The organism is Peptoniphilus equinus, from assembly GCF_027921445.1.
In the GTDB taxonomy this organism is placed as follows: Bacteria; Bacillota; Clostridia; order Tissierellales; family Peptoniphilaceae; genus Peptoniphilus; species Peptoniphilus equinus.
Genome location: NZ_CP115667.1, coordinates 537,896 through 560,879, shown reverse-complemented (window position 1 = coordinate 560,879; position 22,984 = coordinate 537,896). Strand labels below are relative to the sequence as shown.

The following is a 22,984-nucleotide window of genomic DNA, read 5'->3' as shown; positions in this document are numbered from 1 at the left end:
TTGTCGCATCAACACCGTCATCGTGCTTCCCACGCAAAACACGAGGGTTTATATAAAAAAAGAGACCCGAAGGTCTCTTTTTTATTTAATGACTTAGCTTTTTTAGTGAGTCAGTTTTTCCTTAAGCTCTCTATTCTTTGCCATAGATTCGATGATGGCATCTGCCAAAGATTCCATATCATTTCTGTTTGCCACGTTCAAAGAAGAGTTCACCGTGACGCGATCGCCAAGAACATCGACAAGCTTTAAGTTTTCATCCACATAATCTTCCATCTTGTCGCCTACTGTACAAGCCCAAGTGCCGTTTTCAATGATTCCGACAGTTCTATTTTGTACGTTAAGAGCTTCAAGGTCATTGATAAAATCTTTCATCTTAGGATAAATACCTAAGTTGTAAGTGACAGAAGCCAGCACTAAGTGAGAGAATCTGAATGTATCTGCAATAAGATCCGCCACGTCTGTCGTTGATACGTCGTGAAGAACCACTTTGGTCATACCTTTTCTGCAAAGTTCAGAAGCCAAAGCTTGAGCTGCATATTCGGTGTTGCCGTACATGGATGCATACGCAATCATAACACCTTCTTCTTCCGGCTCGTACTTCGACCAGGTATCATATTTCCCGATGATATAGTCGAGGTTGGTTCTCCAAACCGGACCGTGGAGGGAGCAAATCATTTTAATTGGAAGACCTGCCGCTTTTTTGAGCACGTCTTGAACGAATGGACCGTACTTACCGACAATGTTGGTGTAGTATTTTCTCATCGGTGCCAAGAAGTCGCCTTCAAAATTCAACTCATCGTTAAAAAGCTTGCCGTCCAAAGCCCCGAACGTACCAAAGGCATCAGCTGCAAAGAGCACGCCGTCAGTCACATCAAGAGATACCAGAACTTCAGGCCAGTGTACCATTGGTGCTTCTACAAAGGCATTGGTGTGTTTACCGAAGCTTAATGTGTCGCCTTCTTTTAAAATAATTTGTTCATGGCCTTCAATGCGCTTGAAACCGAATTGGTTCATCATTTCAAAGGCTTGTTCACTGGACGCTACTTTAACGTTCGGATAGCGCAGGCAGATTTCTTCAATGGTTCCGGCATGATCCGGTTCCATGTGGTGAATAACCAAGTAATCAAGGTCGCGTCCATCGAGGGTGGCTTCAACATTTCTTACAAATTCACGCGCAAATTGCCAATCTACTGTATCGAACAGTGCAGTTTTTTCGTCCAAAAGCAGATAGGAATTATAGGAAACACCTTCCGGAATCGGAAAGATATTTTCAAAAAGAGTAGTTTTGTGGTCGTTCACCCCTACCCAGTACAGATCTTCGGTGACATTTCTAACTGTATACATAAATTACCTCCAAACCTTTAGGCCTTATTGACGGTCTTTAGGGAATTCTTCTTTAACAAATTGTGATTTTTCTTTTTGACATTCAGGGCAAATCCAAGAATCAGGAAGTGCTTCAAAAGTGGTTCCCGGTTCGATTTCCCCTTCAGGATCCCCTAGATCCGGAACGTATTCGTAACCGCATCCGGTACATACATAAACACCGTGAGTTGGGGCAAGTTTTCTAGGTTTCGAACGACGTACTCGTTTGAATTCAGGTGCTTCACCTTTGCCTTCTGTGCCCAGAGCTTCGATAATCAGCGGCATGATTTCAAGCATATCGCCCACGATACCATAGTCAGCGTTTTTAAAAATTGGTGCGTTGGCATTCTTGTTGACAGCTACAATGGTTGCTGCATCCTTAATACCTTTAAGATGTTGGCTCGCACCGGAGATACCGAAAGCTACATACAGGTTGCCTTTAAATTTTTGACCGGACATCCCGACGTAACGTTCCAAAGGAAGTAATTTCATGGTTTCAGCAACCGGACGGGAACTGCCAAGTGCGCCGCCGAAAGCTTTCGCCGTCTCACGAGCAAGTTCCATATTTTCTTTGCCGCCAATACCTTTACCGACAGAGATAACGCGTTCAGCTTCGACGATCGGCGTATCCACATCAATGCCTACAGTGAAGTCATAGCCGTCTTTCTTCAGTGCAGCTAGCAGTTCATCTACCGCTTCTTTCGGAGTGTCAGCTTTAATCATCTGGCGTTTTCTTTCGCCTGTGATAGGTGCTTCCGGCTTTGCAGCTACAGCTTTTTTAGCTTTTTTATTGGACTTTGGACGTGGAATCAGATACGAACCGATAACCACACGTTGGATTTCATTGGTGCCTTCATAAATGGTAGTAATCTTAGCATCTCTATAGAAGCGTTCAACTTCCATACCTTTGAGGTAACCGTTGCCGCCGTGAATTTGAAGGGCGTCGTTGGTAACTTCCAGTGCGATATCTGATGCATACATCTTAGCCATAGCAGCTTCCATGCCGTATGGTTCGTGGTTGGATTTCAGTTCAGCTGCAGAGTAAATCAGGAAACGTGCACAGCGAAGTTTGGTTGCCATGTCCGCAAATTTAAATTGAATGGATTGAAGTTGTGAAATTGGTCTGCCGAATTGTACACGCTCTTTTGAATATTGCAGTGCCGCTTCATAAGCACCTTGAGCAATACCCAGTGCTTGCGCCGCGATACCGATACGACCGCCATCAAGGGTTTGCATTGCAATTCTGAAACCTTGACCTTCTTGACCCAGGAGGTTTTCCTTAGGTACTTTCACATTGTCAAAGATAAGTTCTGCAGTCTTGGAAGAGCGAATGCCCAACTTGTCGTATGGATCGCCGAAAGAGAAACCTTCCCATCCCTTTTCAACGATAAATGCAGAAATACCTTTCGTACCGATGCCCGGTGTAGTGACGGCAAAGACAACATAAGTATCCGCTTCAGGTGCGTTGGTGATAAAAATCTTATTACCGTTTAAGATATAATAATCACCATCGAGCTCTGCTGTGGTTTGTGTGCCACCTGCATCGGAGCCCGCTTCAGGTTCGGTCAGTCCGAATGCGCCGAGTTTTTCGCCGCTGGCAAGTGGAACTAAGTATTTTTGCTTTTGTTCTTCAGTACCGAAAGCTTCAATTGGATAGGAACCCAATGAGGTGTGGGCAGACAAAATAACGCCCACACCGCCATCAACACGGGATAACTCTTCAACAGCAATGGCATAGGCAAGTGCGTCACTTCCGGCTCCGCCGTACTCTTGAGCGTATGGAATACCCATCCAGCCGTGTTCGCCCATCATCTTGACGATATCATGCGGGAATTCATTGTTTTGATCCAATTGAAATGCAATGGGTTTAACTTCTGTTTCTGCAAATTCACGAATCGCTTTACGAAGCTCTTCGTATTTTTCAGATGTTTTAAATAACATCGTTGTTCCTCCTTGTTGATGTTGATCCTTAACGGGTGAATGGGAGTCCAATGGTTTCGTTGCACCGGCAGACGCCGTTGTTGAGTCATCCTTCGTGTCTGCGACGGCTCCATTCCCAAGTTCTGTCTTATCGACCTCCGGTGCAGATCCTGCACTTAAGGTTGCATCAGCGGTCTTTTGAGCTGCGGTATCAACATCCTGATGGTCGTGATGTTTGAGCTCGACACCAATGTCTTCGGTCACCTTCTTTTCAGTGCTATCCCGGCCATGCTTCCCATGGTCTTTCTTTTTCTTGTTGAAAAATCCCATATACACCTCCGTTACAAACTTTTTCCTAAGTCCAGTATCACTTTACTAGAGTCAATACTATACTTGTATAGTATCGTATCGACAATTCTCTGTCAATACCTTTTATTAAGAAAGCTTTACCTAAACTCTATGGTATATCTACCCATTCAATCTTGGAACATACCCTGTGGGATTACGATTCCAAAAATTGTTTCCGAGCACCCTGCCCACCCGGCTTATTTTGATAATGTTTAGATCGATTTCGTTGATGCCGGTCCTTTATAAATGTCCTTGCCTCGCCTGCTTTCCCAAATAAAGAAATTACACACCGGCAACAGATAGAGAAAAAACATATACGGGATACTTTCTGAACCCATATTCATATTGGCCAGAGGAATGGCGACAGCAATGTTGTAAGGGATGAGCCCCGAAATGGTCTGCGTGGTATTTTCAATCATCAGAGCACGCTCTTTGTCATTAGGTACGGAGGTGTCCATCAGATTGTTGGTGAGGATATTCGCAAGAGTTTGATTACAGGCGACGGCAGCTGTGACGACTGCTGTCACTAACATAGCGCCATACGGTGTAATAAGACTCCCCATATCTTCCAGCTTAGTTTTGATAGCCATAAGCAGTCCGGTGACTTCAAAAAGTCCGGAGTATGCACAGGAGATAAAGACGACGATACACGCCTGTAACATACTGACGACTCCGCCACCTTGCAAGGTCGCATTGATGTCCGGCCTTCGGGTGACAAAGCCGAACACGGTATAGCTCAAAATATCTCGAAGCGGGACATCCTGCAAGATGAAAGTGATCCCTATGCTAAAGGCAATACTGATAAAAAGCAGTTTCTTTATGCCTATGCGAAATAAACTGAGCCCGATAATGATGAGTCCGGGGAGCAAAGTCAGCAGCGACATATTAAAGTAACTTCTATATGCGGCGGTGACATTCGACGGCACCTGACCTTCTGCACCGAGTCCCAGAAGCAGATAGATCAAAAGAGTCAGGAGCCAAGGCACAATGCCTGTCTTAATCATCCGTTTTAAATTATCGAATAAGTCGGTATTGGTGACGGTGGCAATCAATAGCGCACTGGTAGATACCGGTGAGTTGCGATCGCCGACAAAGATGCCGGAGACGACGGCCCCTGCTGTAAGGACTTCGTTCAAACCCATGACGCGGCACAACGATATGGAAATGACACCCATGGTGGCCGATGTGCCTAACGAACTGCCGATCAAAAGCGACAGCAGCGTGTTAAGTATAAAGATAATGGCGTAAAACAGCGCCGGATTCATCACAGACACGCCCAACTCTATAAAGGTGGCAATAGTGCCCGATGCCCGCCAAAGGGCCGAGATAGCTCCGACAAGTAAAAAGACAAATAAAATGGTGCCGCAGTCCTTTGCAGAATGAAGTGAGGCGCGGATCAGCTCCGATCCCCGATGGCCTTTTAAAAGACCGTAGCCTAAAAACAGTAGGTATCCAACTACCAGCGCCACAAGCACCGGCAGGTTTAAAATCACGCAAAGTCCAAGTGTCAGAGAAAATAATAACAATGTGATCAGTTCCATGATGACCTCCTTATCACAGTATAGCAAAAAAGCCGACAGGGAACCCTATCGACTTAAAATTTTTTAAATTTTTATGTGCTTATAGAAGATATGGATCTGCTTGCCAATCCGTGAGAGAGGCGGGATCGCTGACGTTCGTATCTCTGCCTTCAGCTGGGAGATCTTTCGCTGTTTCAGGTTCAGCCGCTTCTGTCGGCTGATCCAAATCCGCATCTCTGTGACGATCTTTTTCCCACTGTGCTCGACTGTCGTAGGAAGCTTCTGTCAGATCCACCGTGTCGATATCAATACCCAGAGCTGCCGCTAACATGGTTCCATAGCTCTCATCGGCCTGATGGCAGTTGCGAATGTGGCGGTGTTTGATTTGGAGCGTCGCATCTTCCATCGCCCTCGCAGTGTTTTCCACGAGCACCAACTGTTGTGCATCGGTCATGGCACGGAAAAGCTCGCCGGGTTGCGTAAAGTAGTCGTGGTCATCTTTGCGAAAATCGTAGTAATCCGCATTGCCTCCTTCCATAGGCGGTTCCGCCATATCAGGATGATCGTTCCAGTCGCCATAACTGTTCGGTGCATAATGCAGTTCCGATCCCAAGTTCCCGTCCACACGCATCTGACCGTCACGATGGAAAGAGTGCGGATGTTTCACACCTTTTGGTGAATTGACAGGAATTTGGTGATGGTTCACACCTAAGCGATAACGCTGTGCATCGCCATAGGCAAAGATCCGTGTCTGAAGCATACGGTCCGGACTAAATCCGATCCCCGGTACAATATTGGCCGGCGTAAAAGCCGCTTGTTCCACATCTTGATAGAAATTGTCTGCATTGCGATTGAGTTCCCATTCACCAACTTCGATAAGCGGATATGCTTTCTTCGGCCACATTTTGGTGAGGTCAAACGGATTGAACGGGCAGTCCTTAGCTTGCTCTTCAGTCATGACTTGAATATAGAACTTCCACTTTGGATACATGCCCTTTTCAATGGCTTCATAAAGATCACGACCGCTGGATTCCCGATCTTTACCCACCACCATTTCCGCTTCCTGGTCGGTAAAGTTTTGAATGCCTTGAACCGATCTATGGTGGAACTTGACCCAAACCCGTTCGTTTTTGTCATTAATTAAACTATAGGTGTGAGAACCGAAGCCATGCATATAACGGAAACTGGATGGAATGCCGCGATCACTCATAGTAATCGTGACTTGAAGCAGCGACTCGGGCAGTGAAGTCCAAAAATCCCAGTTGGTATTAGGACTTCTCAAATTGGTGCGCGGATCACGTTTGACCGCATGGTTTAGGTCGATAAACTTCTTAGGATCTCTAAAAAAGAAGACCGGTGTATTGTTCCCGACGATGTCCCAATTGCCATCTTCGGTGTAGAATTTCACAGCAAAACCGCGGATATCACGCTCCGCATCAGCCGCACCCCGTTCCCCCGCAACCGTGGAAAACCGTGCAAACATTTCAGTCTTTTTACCTATTTCAGAGAAAATCTTAGCTTTAGTATACTGAGTGATGTCGTGAGTGACAGTAAATGTTCCGAATGCGCCGGAACCTTTGGCGTGCATACGGCGTTCAGGTATAACCTCCCGATTGAAGTGAGCATGTTTTTCAAGCAAATAAAAATCTTGCAGCACTTGAGGACCGCGCTCACCGGCTGTCATGGTATCTTCATTATTGACTACCGGTGCGCCGGAGGCCGTTGTCATGGTCTTAGGCCCATTGATGTGATCATTGCGACTCGGAAGCGGTTTTCCCAGCCCATTTTTATCCATTGGATTTTTCATAGTACCTCCTATTGTTTTAATAAATAACTTATTGTTTTTATACCCGTATCCATATCGAAGACCGTTAACTTTTTTTATATAAGTAATTTTTTTGAAATTTAATCCATTTCATCCGACCTACCCACAAAAAAAGAAGCCCGAAGGCTCCTGTTAATCATATGCAATGTCAGTAAGGTACAAACCCCATCCCGGCGCCGTAGGTCCGGCCGCTTTTCGGTCTCGCTTCACCATCGCATCATAGAGAAAATTTTCATCACAACGGCCTCGGCCGACTTCAACCGCACTGCCCACTAAAATGCGCACCATATTCTTTAAAAAACTCTTTCCATAAAAGTCCAGTATGATAAGATCGCCAACTCGGCGAACCGTGATTGCATCCACTCGCCGTATCGTGTCCTTGACCACAGCATATCGCCCCATAAAACTCACATAATCCTGCTCCCCGCAAATTTTTTGGAGTGCGCGCTCCATCCTCTCATGATCCAGATTATAGCTCACATGCATGGCACGCTTCTCATAGAGCGGATGACGCTGAAAGCCGTTGTAAATCAAATAGGTGTAGTGTTTGCCCACAGCACTGTATCTGGCATGAAAATCTTCAGGCACCGCTTCTGCAGACAGCACGGAGACAGTCTCCGGCAAATGAAAATTAATAAGACGGGCCATATTACTTAAAGCCACAACGGAATCCGTGTGAAAGTTCACCACTTGTCCGAAAGCGTGAACGTCGTTGTCGGTGCGTCCGGCGTAACATAATTTAATGTGCTCATCCATAAGAGCGGCTGTCACCCCACGACGTAAGGTTTCTTCCACAGTCACCACATTCGGCTGAGACTGAAAGCCGTGAAAAGCCGTACCGTCATAGCTGACAACCAACTTCACATTCATAGGATCATCCCGTCAGGCAAAAATTTAATACCAATAAGCACTGCCGCTAAAGCCACCATGACTCCGACAGCAATATAATCCCGGGACTGAATATGAAGTTGTCGATACTTCGTCCGTCCCCCGCCGCCGCGGTAACAGCGAGCTTCCATAGCTGTGGCCAGCTCATCGGCGCGGCGAAAAGAGTTGATAAACAGCGGCACCAAAAGCGGCACGAGATTTCGTGCACGAGCCATGAGGTTCCCGCTCTCAAAATCAGCCCCCCGAGCCATCTGTGCCTTCATAATTTTATCCGTTTCTTCGACAAGTGTCGGAATAAATCGCAGGGCAATTGTCATCATCATCGCAATTTCATGTGCCGGTACACCGATGCGCTTAAGGGGATTGAGCAATAACTCAATGCCGTCGGTGAGTTCAATAGGTGATGTCGTCAAGGTCAGCATACTGGTACCCATGACAAGAAAAACCAATCGTATGGCCATGAGTACTGCGGTTTGAAGCCCCGTTTCTGTCACTCTCACCACGCCAAACTGCACCAGAGTCTTGCCGCCGGGGATAAAGAGCAGATTGATGACAAAGGTGATAAGTAAAATCCAGCGCAGCGGCTTAATCCCTTTCACCACCAGTTTCATCGGGATTTTGGACAGGCTCACGGTCACAACCAGAAGACCCAAGACCAAAATATACGGCGTGTACCCTTCGATTAAAAAGAGGCTCACAATAAAAATCATAATGGCAATGATCTTACTGCGAGGGTCCAAGCGGTGGATGGGTGAATCCACGGGATAGTACTGTCCTATGGTGATATCTTTAAGCATGCCGTCCCCCTAAATAGCTCAGCAATTCCGCCTTGGCTTCATCAATGGTGATGCAGTCGTCATCCACCCCACCGCAAACCTTGTTAAAAGCTCGCATAAAAGATGTCACTTGAGGAACCCCGAGTCCGATTGCCACCAACTCATCTTCCCGTTTAAAAATCTCTCGCGGCGCATCGTCCATCATGACCGTACCGCCCGTCATGACAATAATACGATCCGCCACTTCAGCGATGTCTTCCATGGAGTGGGAAACTACAATAATGGTAATATCCCGCTTTTTAAAGATGTCTTTGATCTCCTGAAGAATTTCATCCCGTCCGTGAGGGTCAAGGCCTGCTGTGGGCTCGTCAAGAATGAGGAGCTTTGGCATCATCGCAAGCACACCTGCAATAGCCACACGCCGCTTTTGTCCGCCGGACAGTTCAAAAGGACTGCGATCTTTCATGTCATCATAGTCCAGACCGACGGCATTCATGGCCTCCTTCACCCGTTCAGTGACTTCATCCGCAGACAGGCCCTGATTTTTCGGGCCGAAGGCGATGTCCCTCTCAATAGTCTCTTCAAAAAGTTGATACTCCGGATATTGGAACACCAGTCCGACTTTTTTACGCACATCGGCCAGCTTGACATCTTTACCGGCAATATCCTCGCCGTCAATAACAATACTGCCGCCAGTGGGTTTTAACAGACCGTTTAAATGCTGAATGAGCGTGGACTTGCCGCTGCCCGTATGTCCAATGAGTCCGACAAACTCTCCGGATTCAATACTGAAGTTGACACCGTTGAGCGCCCGCTTCTCAAACGTGGAGCCGGGATTATAAATATGCACAAGATCTCTGACTTCTACAAACGCCATAGCTCACCTACTAATTCTTTCACCGTGAGGATTTTCGTATTGATATCCACACCCTCTTTTTTCAATGCCCAGGCAAGCTCTGTCACTTGCGGCACATCCAGACCGATGGCCTTCACCTGTTCCACATTGGAGAACACTTCCCGTGGCTCACCTTCTAAAATCACCTGACCTGCTTCCATGACAATCAGCCGCTTCGCCTGAGCTGCTTCGTCCATGTAATGGGTAATAAGAATAATCGTCTTATTTTGAGTCGCATTGAGCTTTTGTATCGTCGCCATCACTTCGTTACGCCCGACAGGATCCAGCATGGCTGTCGGTTCATCCAGGATAATGTATTCCGGCGTCATGGCGAGAATGCCTGCAATGGCGACACGCTGTTTCTGTCCTCCGGAGAGTAAGTGAGGCGCATTCTTGCGAAAGGCGTCCATATCCACAGCATCCAAAGCAAAGTCCACGCGTTTGAGCATCTCATCGTGTTCAATGCCCAAATTCTCAGGACCGAAAGCTACATCTTCCTCCACCATGGTAGCGACAATTTGATTGTCCGGATTCTGAAATACCATGCCGGCACGGGAACGAATGGACCAAATGTCCTCATCGTTCTTGGTATTCATGCCATCTACAAGCACATCGCCCTGAGTCGGTAAGAGTAAGCCGTTGATGAGCTTGGCCAGGGTACTCTTGCCGCTGCCGTTGTGTCCTAACACGGCTACAAAATCTCCCTGCTCAATGGTAAGGTTCAAATCCTTAATCACGTCGGAATCTTCTTCATTGTATTTAAAACTTACATTTTTGATTTCAATCATGTCTGTACCTCATTTACTTAGTGTAGTACAAGCCTTGAACCTTTTCAATGCTTTTGTTCCATATCCCCGTCATCCCCGTCGCCTACGCTTCACATGCGAAGAGGCCACGCCGTCGTGACCTCTACTGTGCATTGGAACGTTGTATGAGATAGGATTTCAGGACGTCCTCAACTTCTTGGACTGTCGTCAGTCGATTGATAACCTCCCTCACCTCTTTGTTGCCGGGTTCGCCTTTTAAATAGCCAATAAGCTGTTTACGCATTTCAAGAACCGCCCTGTGTTCACCTTTGACTGTACTTCCAAGACGAAGTTGATAGATGGCTGTAGCCACACGCTCCTCTAAACTTGGGGGCGTGTAGAGCTCATCTCGAATACCGCACTGAATTTCTCTGAAGATAAAGGGATTGCCGATGGCGCCGCGGCCAATGGTCACACCGTCCACACGAGTCTCCTCCAGTCGCCGACGAAATGTCTCAAAGCTATTCACATCGCCATTGCCCAACACGGGAATGGCAACCATATCTTTAATCTTCTTAATGTAGGACCAGTCCGCCTCGCCGCTGTAATAAGCCTCACGCGTTCTGCCGTGCACCGTGAGCCGCTTGGCTCCGCCCCGCTCTGCAGCCAAGGCGGCATTCACCGAACTCACGCCTTCAATGCCCATACGCAGTTTGACATGAACCGGCAAATCCGTAGCGCTCACTGTCGCTCTGACAATATCGTAGACTCTATCCGGCTCTAACAGCAGCGCGCTCCCTGCGCCATTTTTAACAATCTTCGGAGCAGGACATCCCATGTTGATATCAATAGCCGCAAACCCTCGGTCCGACACCTTCTTCGCCGCCACTTCAAACTCCCGCCACTCTCTTCCGAAAAGCTGTACCACGGTGTGCGCCTCGTCAGCAAAACGATACAGAATCGTATCGGTCTTTCTGTCGTTATACACCAATCCCTTCACCGATACCATTTCCGTGGTCACTTCATCCGCACCTTCCCGTGACGCCAAAAGACGAAATGCCGCATCCGTGTAGCCGGCAAGCGGACTCAGTCCTAAAATGGGTTTATCGTTTGAGAATGACATCAGAGTTCATCTCATAAATGATTCTAAGACCCTCTAAAGTCAAGTCCCTGTCGATAATCATATCAAACTTGGACTCATGGGTCAGCAGCGCAGAGAAGCCACCGGTGGAAATAATGTTTGTCGTGTCCGCCTGCCAGCCTTCTTCTTCCATCATCTTCTCGATGATGCCGTCTATCATCAGGTTGAAACCGTGGTAAAGCCCGGACTGAATGGAGGAGACGGTATCGGTTTGAATCACGCGATCTTTTTTGATGATCTCAATACGGGGGAGCTTTGAAGTACGAGAGAAAAGCGCTTCCGCTGAAATGCCGATACCCGGAAAAATAGCGCCGCCCAAATAATTGCGCTTGCCATCCACAGCACAAAATGTCATTGCCGTACCGATATCAATAATGATACAAGGTCCGCCGTACTTTTCCAATGCCGCCACGGCATTCACAATCCGATCCGCACCGACAGCGCTCGGATTGTCATAGAGGATATTCAAGTCATAGTTCAAATCCATGTTGACAATGATCGGACGACGATTGAAATACTTGATGATCATCGACGGCAGCGTATGCATTAAATTCGGTACCACAGACGATACAATGACATCATCAATTTGATTGGCCTCAATCCCTGCATGGCTTAAGAGATTGTAAAAGATTAAACCGTATTCATCAGACGTTCGCTTCTGGTCCGATGCAATACGGAAATTTTGAATCAGTTCTTTTTCGTGGTACACACCAAAGACAATGGACGTGTTTCCCACATCAATTACTAGTAACATAGTACTCCTTTTATAGTCAGTATTGCTCATTTGTGTATTATATCCATCCCACTTACATTTTTCAAGAGACGCGCTGCGGACACCTTATCCTACGATCATTGTGCCATCCTGCTATTATCATCCTGAAAAACGCACTTTAAGTTAACATTTAATTATCATTGACACTATTGTTAACCTATTGTACAATAACATTATTCAAAGGAGGACTTATGACACTTACAACTTCACGACTCACACGCATTGCACTCTTTACTGCGCTCATCGCAGTAGGCGCTTTTATCTCTGTACCCATTGGCGCGGTACCTATCACATTTCAAAACTTTTTTGTCATTATGGCAGGGCTGCTTCTCGCCCCCGCTGACGCTTTTCTTAGTGTATTGATCTATATGCTTCTCGGTCTTATAGGCCTTCCCATCTTTGCGGGATTTCGCGGCGGTCTTCAGTCGGTCTTTTCGCCATCATTCGGATTCATTCCCGGCTTTGCCGTTGGCGCCTACGTCATTGCAAAACTCACTCAGGGTGAAACACGACCGATTCGCCTCTTCCTTGCCACAGTCGTAGGTGAGCTCATCTTTTACGCCGTGGGACTACCCTATCTTTACTACATACTGCAAAGTATGTCCAAAGCACCTGAGAGCTTTTATGCACTGCTCGCCATCGGCGTCATACCTTTTATTCCCGGCGATCTATTTAAGATGGTGATCTGCAGTGTGATTACTCCCAAAATTAAAAAGGCGATAAAATAACACAAAGAGCTTCGGCTCTTTTTTTGTGACGCTGATAGCAAAAAAGACGAGCTATAAGGCTCGTCTTTTTTATGGCTTTATAATTTTGTGACCCTGATGCGACCTTCGTGACCGTTTAAATCCACAGCTTCGCCACCGTCTGAAGCTTCAAGACTGTCAGCGAGGACTTCGGACTTGATATAATCAGCACTAGCTTGTAAGGCTGCCGCCACATTCTCATCCACATCATAGGTGACGGCAATGTGATCAAGGATATCAAAATCATTGGCTTTACGCATCTGTTGTACCTTAGAGATGAATTCCCGTACAAAACCTTCATTCACCAACTCGTCAGTGAGCTCAGTATCTAAGATGACAAAACGATTGTTTTCCATCGTGACATCAAAGCCCGGTTTAGACTTGATATTGATAAGAATATAATCCTTAACAATATCTGTCGGTTCACCATTAAGCTCAACAGATACAGGACCTGCCTCCAGAGCTTGTACAAAGTCTTTAGCGTTAACTGACTGCAAGTATTTGGAGAAGTCCTTAATCTTACTTCCTAAAATAGATCCCGCCACTTTAAAGTTCGGCTTGAGTTCATAGTTCATAAATTGCGATAGATCATCCTCATAGTCCACCGCTTTGACATTAAGCTCTTCTTTAATCAGCTCATCGAGACCGGACGTCAGGGTTTTGTAGTTACCGTCGATGATGACTTTGGAGAGCGGCTGACGGACTTTGATCTTCGCATTCTCACGGCTGGCACGCCCTAACGCAACCAGATCGCGCACTAAATCCATGCGTGCTTCAATCTCAGGCTGGAATTTAGACACATCGGCACGAGGATAGTACTCAATATGAACGGATTCATTCTCCGTGAGGTTTTCATAGAGCTCTTCCGCAATAAACGGTACAAACGGCGCAATGAGTTTGGACAGACCGAGGAGCACTTCATAGGTGGTCGCAAAGACGGCACGTTTGTCATTATCCACTTCACTTTTCCAGAAGCGGCGACGATTGCGGCGAATATACCAGTTAGAAAGATCTTCAATGACAAAGTTTTGAATCGTCCGCACGACTTTCGTCACATCAAAGGCATTCATATCCGCCTCCACGTCACTTAACAGACGGTTGTACTTAGAGAGAAGCCATTTGTCGATGTCGTCCCGCGCTTCATAAGCCACATCAAAATCATCTGGTGTCAAGTTGTCCGTATTGGCATAAAGACTGAAGAAGTTATAGATATTTCTCAGTGAGCGGAAGAATTTTGACTCCACTTCACGTAAGCCGTCTTCGTCAAACTTGGTCGGTGTCCATGGTGGTGATACATAGAGCAGATACCATCTCACCACGTCGGCGCCGTACTTGTCGAAAAGTTCCAACGGTGCCACGGTGTTGCCCTTGGACTTGGACATCTTCTTGCCGTGTTTGTCGAGGATCAGATCGTTAACGAGGACATTTTTATAAGGACTCTTGCCTTTAAACAGGGTGGCAATAGCCAAAAGGGAATAAAACCATCCTCGAGTTTGGTCGATCCCTTCACAGATAAAGTCGGCCGGGAAGAGGGATTCGAAGTCATCTTGGTGTTCAAATGGGTAGTGCCATTGGGCAAACGGCATGGCTCCCGAATCAAACCACACATCTCCGACTTCCGGAATACGGCTCATGGTATGGCCGCATTTGTCGCATTTGAGGTGAACATCATCCACATACGGACGGTGGAGCTCGATATCTTCAGAGATGTCTTCAATCGCCCGTTCTTTAAGTTCTTTACGAGAACCGACTGAGGTGGTATGTCCACACTCATCACATCTCCAGATTGGGAGCGGCGTACCCCAATAACGTTGACGGGAAATGGCCCAATCGTTTAAGTTTTCCAGCCAGTTGCCAAAGCGTTTTTCTCCGACAAAGTCAGGGAACCAGTTGACGCCTTTATTATTTTCCACCAGCTTCTCTTTGAGCTTCGTCACTTCAATGTACCAGGACGGATGTGCATAGTAGATCAGCGGCGTGTGACACCGCCAGCAATGCGGATAGTTATGCATAAATTTATGCTTGGAGAAAATCAGATCATGTTCAATAAGGTACTGAATAATCTCCGGATCCGCATCGATAACAAAAGTACCTTTCCACGGCGTTTCCGTGAACTGACCGGCTTCATCGACAGGTTTTAAAACCGGCAGATCATAGCGGCGTCCGGTTTGATAGTCATCTTCCCCAAAACCCGGCGCCGTATGGACGATCCCCGTGCCGTCTTCGGTAGTGACATAATCGGCACAGACGACGTAGAAGGCTTTTTTATCCGGTTGAATGAAGTCTAAAAGCTGTTCATATTCCATGTATTCCAGCTCTTTACCCTTGAACGTCTCCAACACCTCATACTCATGGTCGATAACTTTGTCGGCCAGATCTTTGGCTAAGTAATAGATGTCGTCATGGACTTTAACTTTCACATAGTCCACATTCGGATTCACCGCCAACGCCACATTGGACGGTAGGGTCCACGGTGTCGTGGTCCAAGCTAAAAAGTATTCGTTGTCTTTGCCTTTTAGCTTAAATTTTGCCGTGACGGTTGTTGTTTTTATTTCTTCATAGCCCTGTGCCACTTCGTGGGAGGCCAGACCGGTACCACAGCGTGGGCAGTACGGCAAAATCTTGTGGCCCTCATAGATCAGACCCTGTTTAAAAAACTCGTTATAGAGTGCCCAGACGGACTCGATATAGTTGTTGTCCAAGGTTACATACGGGTCATCCATATCAATCAGATAGGCCATGCGTCGAGTGATCCGACGCCATTCCGATTCATACTCCCATACACTTTCACGGCACTTTTCATTAAAAGCGGCCACACCGTACTTTTCAATATCCTGCTTATTGTGTAACCCCAACTTCTTTTCCACTTCAATTTCCACCGGCAGACCGTGGGTGTCCCAACCGGCTTTGCGGGTGACCTTGTAGCCGGACATTGTTTTGTAACGACAGGTCAAATCCTTCAGCGTCCGAGAAATCACGTGGTGAATGCCGGGTTTCCCGTTTGCCGTCGGCGGCCCCTCATAGAAGATAAAATTTTCTTTGCCGTCCCGTGTCTCCACAGAACGTTTAAGTAAGTCAATCTCATCCCAATATGCTGAGATTTTTTCTTCCCTTTGAGCCACCGGCTCTTTGGAAAGCGGTTTAAATTGTTTCATAGTGCCTCCTAAATTTGTAATAAAAAAGACCTATGAAGGGACGACAAATGCCGCGGTACCACCCTTCTTATAGGTCCTATCTCTCTATTCCTTAAGGCGGAAATTCCTAAAGCTCCGAGCTGATCTATTTGAAACGCCGCTGCATTTTTTCACCACCCAAATGCTCTCTACAAACTTCAGTCTCAAACCGGTCTCATCATAGCTGTGTATGGTTGTGTTATGAAGGATTGACAATCATATCCAAGGTTCGACCCTTTAACACATCAATAATTTGATTTTGAACTTGTCCCAACGTGGAGTGAAAGCGACACTGCAAGTGCGCTTTAGGATCAGAACCCATGTAGGAACAATAAGGATCCTGGGCATCCAGACAGCGATTGACCACAATAGGTCCGTCAATGGCAACGACAATATCATAAAGATTGATGTGCTCTTTCGGCTTTTTCAAAGTATACCCGCCATTGACACCGCGTTTTGCCGTCGTGATACCCGCTTGGTTAAGTTTTCTCAAAATTCTAAGGGTAAAACGCTCGGGAATCACTCGGTCTTCTGCAATTTTGGGCGCACCGATAATTTCGCCCTCATGCTGTGCCAAGTAACCGCATATTCTAAACGCATAATCTGTTTCTCGAGTGATCCTCATAAATCTCTCCTACTTCTGAAAATTAAAACACTACCCCAATCTTAAGTCTTTCCCTATAGTTTGTCAACTGTTAAGACTGTCCTTTTTCCTGAAGTCGTCGAACTTTCACAATAGCGGCAGACTCATCTAAATTAACTTGATCCCATGTGATAGCTGTACCTTTTTTGATAGCCACCTTAGCTGTAGCTTTATCTGTGATAAGACCGATAGGTAAGAGATTCTCTGCAAGCTGCACCGCTTTGGTCTCAAGCACACCGTAGACTTCGTTACTCCCGATGCCCCCAAGCAATTCCCCCGGCTTCAGATCGCGCTTGGCAATAGTCACGGTCTCCGCCACACTGCCATACTCCGGCGCAATGCTTGCGTCGTGGAGGACCACCGCTCGGATAATGGACAGCGGAGTCTCCAGACTGGTCAGGTGATACGGCCGATAAATGGCGAAGTTCGGTGCCTTCCCCACACTTAAATATTCCATCTCTTCATCTAAAGACGCCGAGTTCGTCCGAGCAATGGCGAAGACCCCCGGAGCCACCCCCATAGAAAAGTCCACCACCTTATAGTTCATCAACTTCGAACCGCGAGACGCCAAATCAATGTCTTCGGCAATGGTCTTCGGTGTCGTGGAAAAGCCGTGACAACCTCGAATGTCAGGTACAAAGCCCGTGGCATTGCACACGGCATTCAATTCCGTCATAGTATTGGTTCCGTCGACAAAAGAGGTCAGCATTCGCGGATTGAGACCACGCCCCACAGCCTCTTCTGCCAGCTCTTCATTGGTTGCATTGCGGTTGAGCGGATTGTTCTTGCCCTTGCCCAAAACCAAAACCTCAAAACCCATGGCATTAAGAAACTCGTAAAGCTCAATAATAGCACCGGGCTCGTCGCCGGAAGAGCCGCTATAAATCAGCTGCTTCGCCTTTGCCAACTGATAGAGATAGGGACCCACGGTAGCATCCATCTCCACATTGAGACTCACCACATGAGTATTGGACTCCAGCGCCTTTAACGTGATTTCACAACCGGCGTTGGTATCTCCGGTGCAGTCCACGACCACATCAGGCAAAATGGCCGCAAAAGTGTTATCCGAAGTGATGACAGATTTACCTTCACGAAACGCAGCCTGTGCCGTATCAAAGTCATCGGTAATCACATAGCTGTCTTTTTCAAATCCTGCCGTGTCAAACGCAGCCGCTACCTTCGCCACATGGCGGGAGCTGTGGACAATAGGGGTGAATGCCTTCAACCCTTTGAGTTGGATCAAGAGTGAACGCCCCATAATCCCACAGCCGACAATCCCCACAGCAATGGGACCGTGGGCCTTTAACTGATGTTGTAAGTAATTCATATGCCTCCTATCGCCTTGCTCATGCACAATGCTGAACTCATAGCCCAGTGCAGATTGTAGCCGCCGCAAATGCCGTTAATATTTAATGCTTCCCCGAGGATATACAGCCCGGGTACCAGTTTGGACTCCAGCGTCGTAGAATCCACTTCATGTAAATTGACGCCGCCGCAGGTGATCTGAGCGAAGTCCAAACCTCGCACGCCGGTCAGGACAATATCATGACGAAGCAGTATCGTCGCCAGCGCCGCAAACGTAGCTTCATCCAACATAGCAAGTACCACATCATCTCTGAGACCCAACCGCCGAAGTACATAAAAAATCAGCTTCTTGTCAATAAAGCTTTCTAAAAATCGACCGACAGTGTAGTCCTCATGGGTATACCGTGCGGCATAAAGCAAATCCTCACCTTCGCCGCCTAGATGATTCAGTAGAGAAAAGACCACATGGGGCTTTCTAAGATGAGGCACCCACTTGGACACATTCAACACCGGCGGCCCGCTAAGACCGTAATCGGTAAAGAGTACTTCACCCCTGTCCTCAGCGATGACCTTCTCTCCATCGAACAGCGTGATACCAGTCACAACTTTCACGCCGCTGATACCCTTAGGCACCTGAGCTGTCACCTGAGTGAGTCCCGGCGTGAGAGGGGTGACGGTGTGTCCCAAATCGGTCAAGAGCTTAAACGCCTTGCCGTCAGTTCCAAGCTTCGGCATACTGGCGCCGCCGCAAGCATAGACCACGCCGTCACCATACCATGCCGTCTCGTTCGTGCGCACACAAAAAGTTTTCCCTTGCTTGCTGATGCCGGTAACCGGTGAGCCGCTCCGAACCTCCACGCCTACATCGTCTAATGCCTTGATCAGTAGATTGACAACCGTGGACGCCTTCAAGGTCACAGGATAGACTCGGTCGCCTTCTATGACGGTATAGATACCGAGAGTTTGAAGGTAGTGAACCAAAGTGTCCCAGGAGACTTGCTCCAGCACATCAGCCACAAAAGCGTCGTTATACCCTGAAACATCCAGATTAATATTGGTAAGGTTGCACCGCCCGTTTCCGGTGGTCAGCACTTTTTTTAAAATGCGTTCTTTTTTTTCCAAAAGGATGACGTGATGTCCCCGCCGTGCAAGCTCAATTGATGCGATAACACCGGCAGCCCCGCCACCTATAACCAAAATAGTTTTCATTACCTATAAGTTTAAATGCTTTTATCTCACAATGCAACGCCCGAAAGTCACCCTTGATTTTAAGCTTTGATAAACCTTTCGCTAATAAAAGGTTACAAAATATGACAGCTTAATAAGTAATTATACCACGTTATTCCCTGCCGTTTGACATAGAGATTGAAAAGTTCTACCGCACCTTTCACTGCACATAAAAGTTTGAGCGCGCTACTGTCATTCGTCGACCTCGCCCACGTCAGACTCGACGAGCCTTCCTACTGTTATCACTGCCGTCCGTGACATGACGACAAAAAAACCGGTTTAGAAACCGGCTTCTATACTTTTTTATACACTGACCTCACGACTGCGATCCCTTCACCTGTCTATTCATGTAAAAAATTTTTAAAATAAATTCTAGTCCACGTACCTAGTTTTGCAATCTTCGATACTTCCTCAAAGAGTTCCTTGCAGGCATCCATCAAGCGATAAAACACTATTGTCTCGCTGAGGTATGTAACCCTCTTTGCACCGTCTTCAAGTTCGATATCAATGGCCATCTCGCCATAAACGTTGTACACATCGTGAAAGAAAACAAATTTTGTCCCGACGGTAATCGTCGGCTCAACATTCTGACCCTTTTCAAGGTGAGTGAGTCCTGCAACGTAACTCTCAAAAAGAAAAATATCTCACTCAAAAGGTTTAGGAAGATCGATCTCTCCACCTTTGCCGTGAATGAGAAAGAGTGTGTCCTTGCCCTTTATATGATTCAATTATCCCATGGGGCCTCCTCATGCCTGATTGGTTAAAAAAATGTCACACTATCACAAGCTCGCTCTGCCGCTTTCGTCCAAAGTGCACGACAAGGAATACGACCACAAGTTTTCAGAGGTAATCTGAATACCTGCCCCTTCAGATATCACGTTTATCCTATATCCTTCATTACCTTGAGGCTTTCTTAGCCATAGCTCATGACGAGGCCCAGATCCTGAAAGATAACAAGATAACTGCTTTTACATTCCACCACCTCTATCTTGGACAAATCACTTTTGTAAATCAACACATAGTCCCTGTCATGATTGACCATGCGATAGTCTATGGCGATATCCAGTGTGGCTATGGGTTTGCCCCGCACGATGCCTTCACAGAAGGTATGATGCGGTGCTCATCCATCGTTCATATCCTTATGCTTACATCCCTCAGGCTACGTCACCACTGACATGCGAATAACAAAAAAGGCCCCCAAGCAGGTTTCCCTCTCAGAGGCTCTTTACCATAGCCACGTCTCGTAGCAGCGCAAACATTCGCTCCAAATTCTCTACCCGTGTCAGCCGAAGCTCAAAAATTTAAGCCGATAACTATGGCGCTCACATCGTATCTTTAACAGCGACCGCAATCATTTTTGCCTGGGCACGAATCACGCCGCCCGCTTCCATCTCCATGAGAATCACGGCTTTGCGTTCACCGAGGTCTTCGAGACGTGCCGTCACGGTGATGACCTCTTCCATCGGCACCGGTTTTTTAAAATCAATTTCAAGACGTGCCGTAATAAAACGACCGATGACCGTGTCCTCAGTCAATTCCATACCTTTGTTGTGATGGGCAAACCACGCCGCCGACGCCGTACCGTGGCAATCAAAGAGCATGGCAATCATGCCGCCGTAGAGATTTGCAGGCACTCCGCCGGTGTATTTTTTATCCGGGGTGAATTGACAAACGCAAGTCTCTCCGTCCTCACTCGGATAGGAATGCAGGTGAAGTCCCTCATCATTTTTAGGACCACATCCCCAACAATGTTGAAATCTTTCTCCGTAAGTATCTTGAATTGCTATTTTGTGTGCTGTCATAGTGTCACTCCTTTTTCTTTTATTATTCATGATATCGTTGTAAAGTCAAGGCCGCATAACAAGCAAAATCCCGGCACTCTATCCTCGGCTCCACAGAATCCTTGCCACAACCGTCGCAACGTCTATGCCCTTTGATCATGAATTCAGTTTTAAACTTAAAGGTACGGCCAAAATTTTGCAGCTAAAGTCGACACGCCGCCATGAGACGACATCTTAGCTCAAAGTTCGCCGTGTCATCGGCAGTCAGGCAACTTCTCTCTCCGGTCTTACTCAGTGAGCTCTCCACACATATTCTGAGACATCATTGCCTTGATAGCTTCTTTGCTGTATTGCGCACTAAATAAATAGTAAAGCTTGGCCACCGCCGCCTCAGTGGTCATATCAGCGCCGCCAACCGCACCGACCTCAGAAAGACCTCTGCTGGTCTCATAAGTACCGAGGCTTACCGTGCCCTGTAAACACTGGGAACATACGGTGATAATCACGCCGTGTTCGTAAGCTTTTTTTATAATCGGAAGCAGTGCATTGTCGCTTGCAGGGATATTACCCGCACCAAAGGTTTCAAGCACAATCGCCCGAAGGCGCTCCGTCATAATTCCTTCAAACAGCGAAAACTGTATCCCGGGAAACACTTTAATGACGCCGATGGGAAGCTCTCTAAACTCCACAAGCTTCAACCCGTCTGCAGGGGGATCCGGCCTCTCAAGGGCGCCCTCATTGTACTGAATGTTAATGCCTATCTCGGCAAGATGCGCATAATTGGGTGATTCAAAGGCAATAAACCGGTCTGATGAGAGTTTGACCGTACGATTCCCGCGAAGGAGCTTCCCGGAAAAGCAGATACAAACCTCTCGAGCCACCCCTTCAGCGGCAATGCAAATCGAATTAAAAATATTTTCAAGACCGTCACTGCGAATCTCACAAAGGGGAATTTGAGATCCTGTGAACACCACCGGTTTATCCAAACCTTGGAGCATAAACGACATCGCCGAAGCCGAATAAGCCATTGTGTCCGTGCCATGGAGCACCACAAACCCGTCATAGTCCCGGTAGTGGTCAAAAATACATCGCCCCATCTGATTCCATTCTGCGACTCCCACATTGGACGAGTCCAGCAACACTTCAAACTCGAAAATATCCCATGATGGCATATCCTTATGGTGCATAATGGATTGCTGACTCAGTATATCCCTCACCGTATTCGGAACCGGGATGTAGCCATTTGGCCCCGACACCATACCGATAGTGCCTCCTGTATATATAATAAGTATTTTTTTATCTTTTAAACTTTTCATTGCGTCACCTCCATTGACCTTCGCCGACGCTACAGTCCTGACCTCCAACAGAGTCATAAAAATCCTAATCCCAGTCAAAAGGTATATAACAACCTTCCACAATCAGATTCTGTTTATTCTCAATCGCAGCCTTAATCATATTCCTGACAATGGGCCATAAATATTACGTTAATGCATCTTCAGTCATGGGCGTCATGTCTGTATTGCCACTGCGAATCAAACTCATCTTGAGTCATCGACTTCGGTCGCGTCTTGCATTTTAAATGACCACGTTAAGTATAACATAGTTGCGTACGCCACTCATAGGTTGCTCAGATGGGTATTGGTGCCCCATACTATTCGCGATCGTGGATGACCTCACCAGCTCCGCACTAAGACAAAATGTCATAATATATCACTAAGCTTAGTTTATACATTCAAATCTACACCCATTCTAACTGTCACCAGACTTTCATCTGCAGCTTGATATTTAACAAATAGTTGTCACAAGACCTAATTCTTTTATCCAAACACTATATTTGAGAGTTTTTGCACCTAAAACCTCAAATCATATTTTTAAACGTCTCACAACAAATATATCAGCTGTTACTCACCTTTTCT

General features: G+C 46.8%; 19 protein-coding genes. 1 reads left to right on the top strand and 18 read right to left on the bottom strand.

Annotated features, from left to right (window positions below; translation table 11 throughout):
* Positions 1-102: 102 nt before the first annotated feature.
* From O6R05_RS02805 to O6R05_RS02760, 10 genes are all read right to left on the bottom strand, one after another.
* Positions 103-1,344 (bottom strand): FprA family A-type flavoprotein, encoded by a 1,242-nt coding sequence (locus O6R05_RS02805; RefSeq protein ID WP_271192023.1) that lies wholly within the window; start codon positions 1,342-1,344, stop codon positions 103-105.
* Between the two features lie 24 nt (positions 1,345-1,368).
* On the bottom strand, positions 1,369-3,303 hold the full coding sequence (locus tag O6R05_RS02800) for an acyl-CoA dehydrogenase family protein (RefSeq protein WP_271192286.1): 1,935 nt from the start codon (positions 3,301-3,303) through the stop codon (positions 1,369-1,371).
* Between the two features lie 539 nt (positions 3,304-3,842).
* Complete coding sequence (locus O6R05_RS02795) at positions 3,843-5,171, bottom strand: Na+/H+ antiporter NhaC family protein (protein ID WP_271192022.1); 1,329 nt, start codon at positions 5,169-5,171, stop codon at positions 3,843-3,845.
* A 79-nt stretch (positions 5,172-5,250) separates the two neighbouring features.
* Positions 5,251-6,957: a catalase gene (locus O6R05_RS02790; RefSeq protein WP_271192021.1), complete on the bottom strand. Its 1,707-nt coding sequence runs from the start codon at positions 6,955-6,957 to the stop codon at positions 5,251-5,253.
* Positions 6,958-7,107: 150 nt separating this feature from the next.
* The gene (gene truA, locus O6R05_RS02785) at positions 7,108-7,845 is read right to left on the bottom strand and encodes a tRNA pseudouridine(38-40) synthase TruA (RefSeq protein WP_271192020.1); all 738 of its coding nucleotides are present in this window, start codon (positions 7,843-7,845) and stop codon (positions 7,108-7,110) included.
* Entirely contained in the window at positions 7,842-8,660 is an 819-nt protein-coding gene (locus O6R05_RS02780; protein WP_271192019.1) for an energy-coupling factor transporter transmembrane component T family protein, read from the bottom strand. The genes truA and O6R05_RS02780 overlap by 4 nt, the downstream gene beginning before the upstream one ends.
* Positions 8,653-9,516: an energy-coupling factor transporter ATPase gene (locus tag O6R05_RS02775; RefSeq protein WP_271192018.1), complete on the bottom strand. Its 864-nt coding sequence runs from the start codon at positions 9,514-9,516 to the stop codon at positions 8,653-8,655. The genes O6R05_RS02780 and O6R05_RS02775 overlap by 8 nt, the downstream gene beginning before the upstream one ends.
* Entirely contained in the window at positions 9,504-10,322 is an 819-nt protein-coding gene (locus tag O6R05_RS02770; protein ID WP_271192017.1) for an energy-coupling factor transporter ATPase, read from the bottom strand. The genes O6R05_RS02775 and O6R05_RS02770 overlap by 13 nt, the downstream gene beginning before the upstream one ends.
* Positions 10,323-10,443: 121 nt before the next feature.
* Entirely contained in the window at positions 10,444-11,403 is a 960-nt protein-coding gene (dusB, locus tag O6R05_RS02765; RefSeq protein WP_271192016.1) for a tRNA dihydrouridine synthase DusB, read from the bottom strand.
* Positions 11,384-12,175: a type III pantothenate kinase gene (locus O6R05_RS02760; RefSeq protein WP_271192015.1), complete on the bottom strand. Its 792-nt coding sequence runs from the start codon at positions 12,173-12,175 to the stop codon at positions 11,384-11,386. Before O6R05_RS02760 ends, dusB begins: the two co-directional genes overlap by 20 nt.
* Positions 12,176-12,384: 209 nt before the next feature.
* Between O6R05_RS02760 and O6R05_RS02755 the strand changes: the two genes are divergently transcribed.
* A complete protein-coding gene (locus O6R05_RS02755) occupies positions 12,385-12,921 on the top strand; it encodes a biotin transporter BioY (RefSeq protein ID WP_271192014.1) in 537 nt (178 codons plus the stop codon).
* Between the two features lie 77 nt (positions 12,922-12,998).
* Here O6R05_RS02755 and ileS read toward each other — a convergent pair whose 3' ends face one another.
* The 8 genes from ileS to ansA form a co-directional block, all read right to left on the bottom strand.
* Positions 12,999-16,094: an isoleucine--tRNA ligase gene (ileS, locus tag O6R05_RS02750; RefSeq protein WP_271192013.1), complete on the bottom strand. Its 3,096-nt coding sequence runs from the start codon at positions 16,092-16,094 to the stop codon at positions 12,999-13,001.
* Between the two features lie 217 nt (positions 16,095-16,311).
* Entirely contained in the window at positions 16,312-16,737 is a 426-nt protein-coding gene (locus tag O6R05_RS02745) for an RrF2 family transcriptional regulator (RefSeq protein WP_271192012.1), read from the bottom strand.
* Positions 16,738-16,807: 70 nt separating this feature from the next.
* Positions 16,808-18,082, bottom strand: a complete 1,275-nt coding sequence (locus O6R05_RS02740; RefSeq protein WP_271192011.1) for an NAD(P)H-dependent oxidoreductase — start codon at positions 18,080-18,082, stop codon at positions 16,808-16,810.
* A complete protein-coding gene (locus O6R05_RS02735) occupies positions 18,079-19,269 on the bottom strand; it encodes a BaiN/RdsA family NAD(P)/FAD-dependent oxidoreductase (RefSeq protein ID WP_271192010.1) in 1,191 nt (396 codons plus the stop codon). Before O6R05_RS02735 ends, O6R05_RS02740 begins: the two co-directional genes overlap by 4 nt.
* A 359-nt stretch (positions 19,270-19,628) precedes the next feature.
* On the bottom strand, positions 19,629-19,823 hold the full coding sequence (locus O6R05_RS02730) for a hypothetical protein (protein ID WP_271192009.1): 195 nt from the start codon (positions 19,821-19,823) through the stop codon (positions 19,629-19,631).
* A gap of 377 nt (positions 19,824-20,200) precedes the next feature.
* Positions 20,201-20,377: a hypothetical protein gene (locus O6R05_RS02725; RefSeq protein ID WP_271192008.1), complete on the bottom strand. Its 177-nt coding sequence runs from the start codon at positions 20,375-20,377 to the stop codon at positions 20,201-20,203.
* A gap of 232 nt (positions 20,378-20,609) precedes the next feature.
* Positions 20,610-21,089 carry an acyl-CoA thioesterase gene (locus tag O6R05_RS02720; protein WP_271192007.1) on the bottom strand — a complete coding sequence of 160 codons (480 nt, stop codon included), beginning with the start codon at positions 21,087-21,089 and terminating at the stop codon, positions 20,610-20,612.
* 266 nt (positions 21,090-21,355) lie between these two features.
* Positions 21,356-22,384 carry an asparaginase gene (gene ansA / locus O6R05_RS02715; RefSeq protein WP_271192006.1) on the bottom strand — a complete coding sequence of 343 codons (1,029 nt, stop codon included), beginning with the start codon at positions 22,382-22,384 and terminating at the stop codon, positions 21,356-21,358.
* Positions 22,385-22,984: the final 600 nt, after the last annotated feature.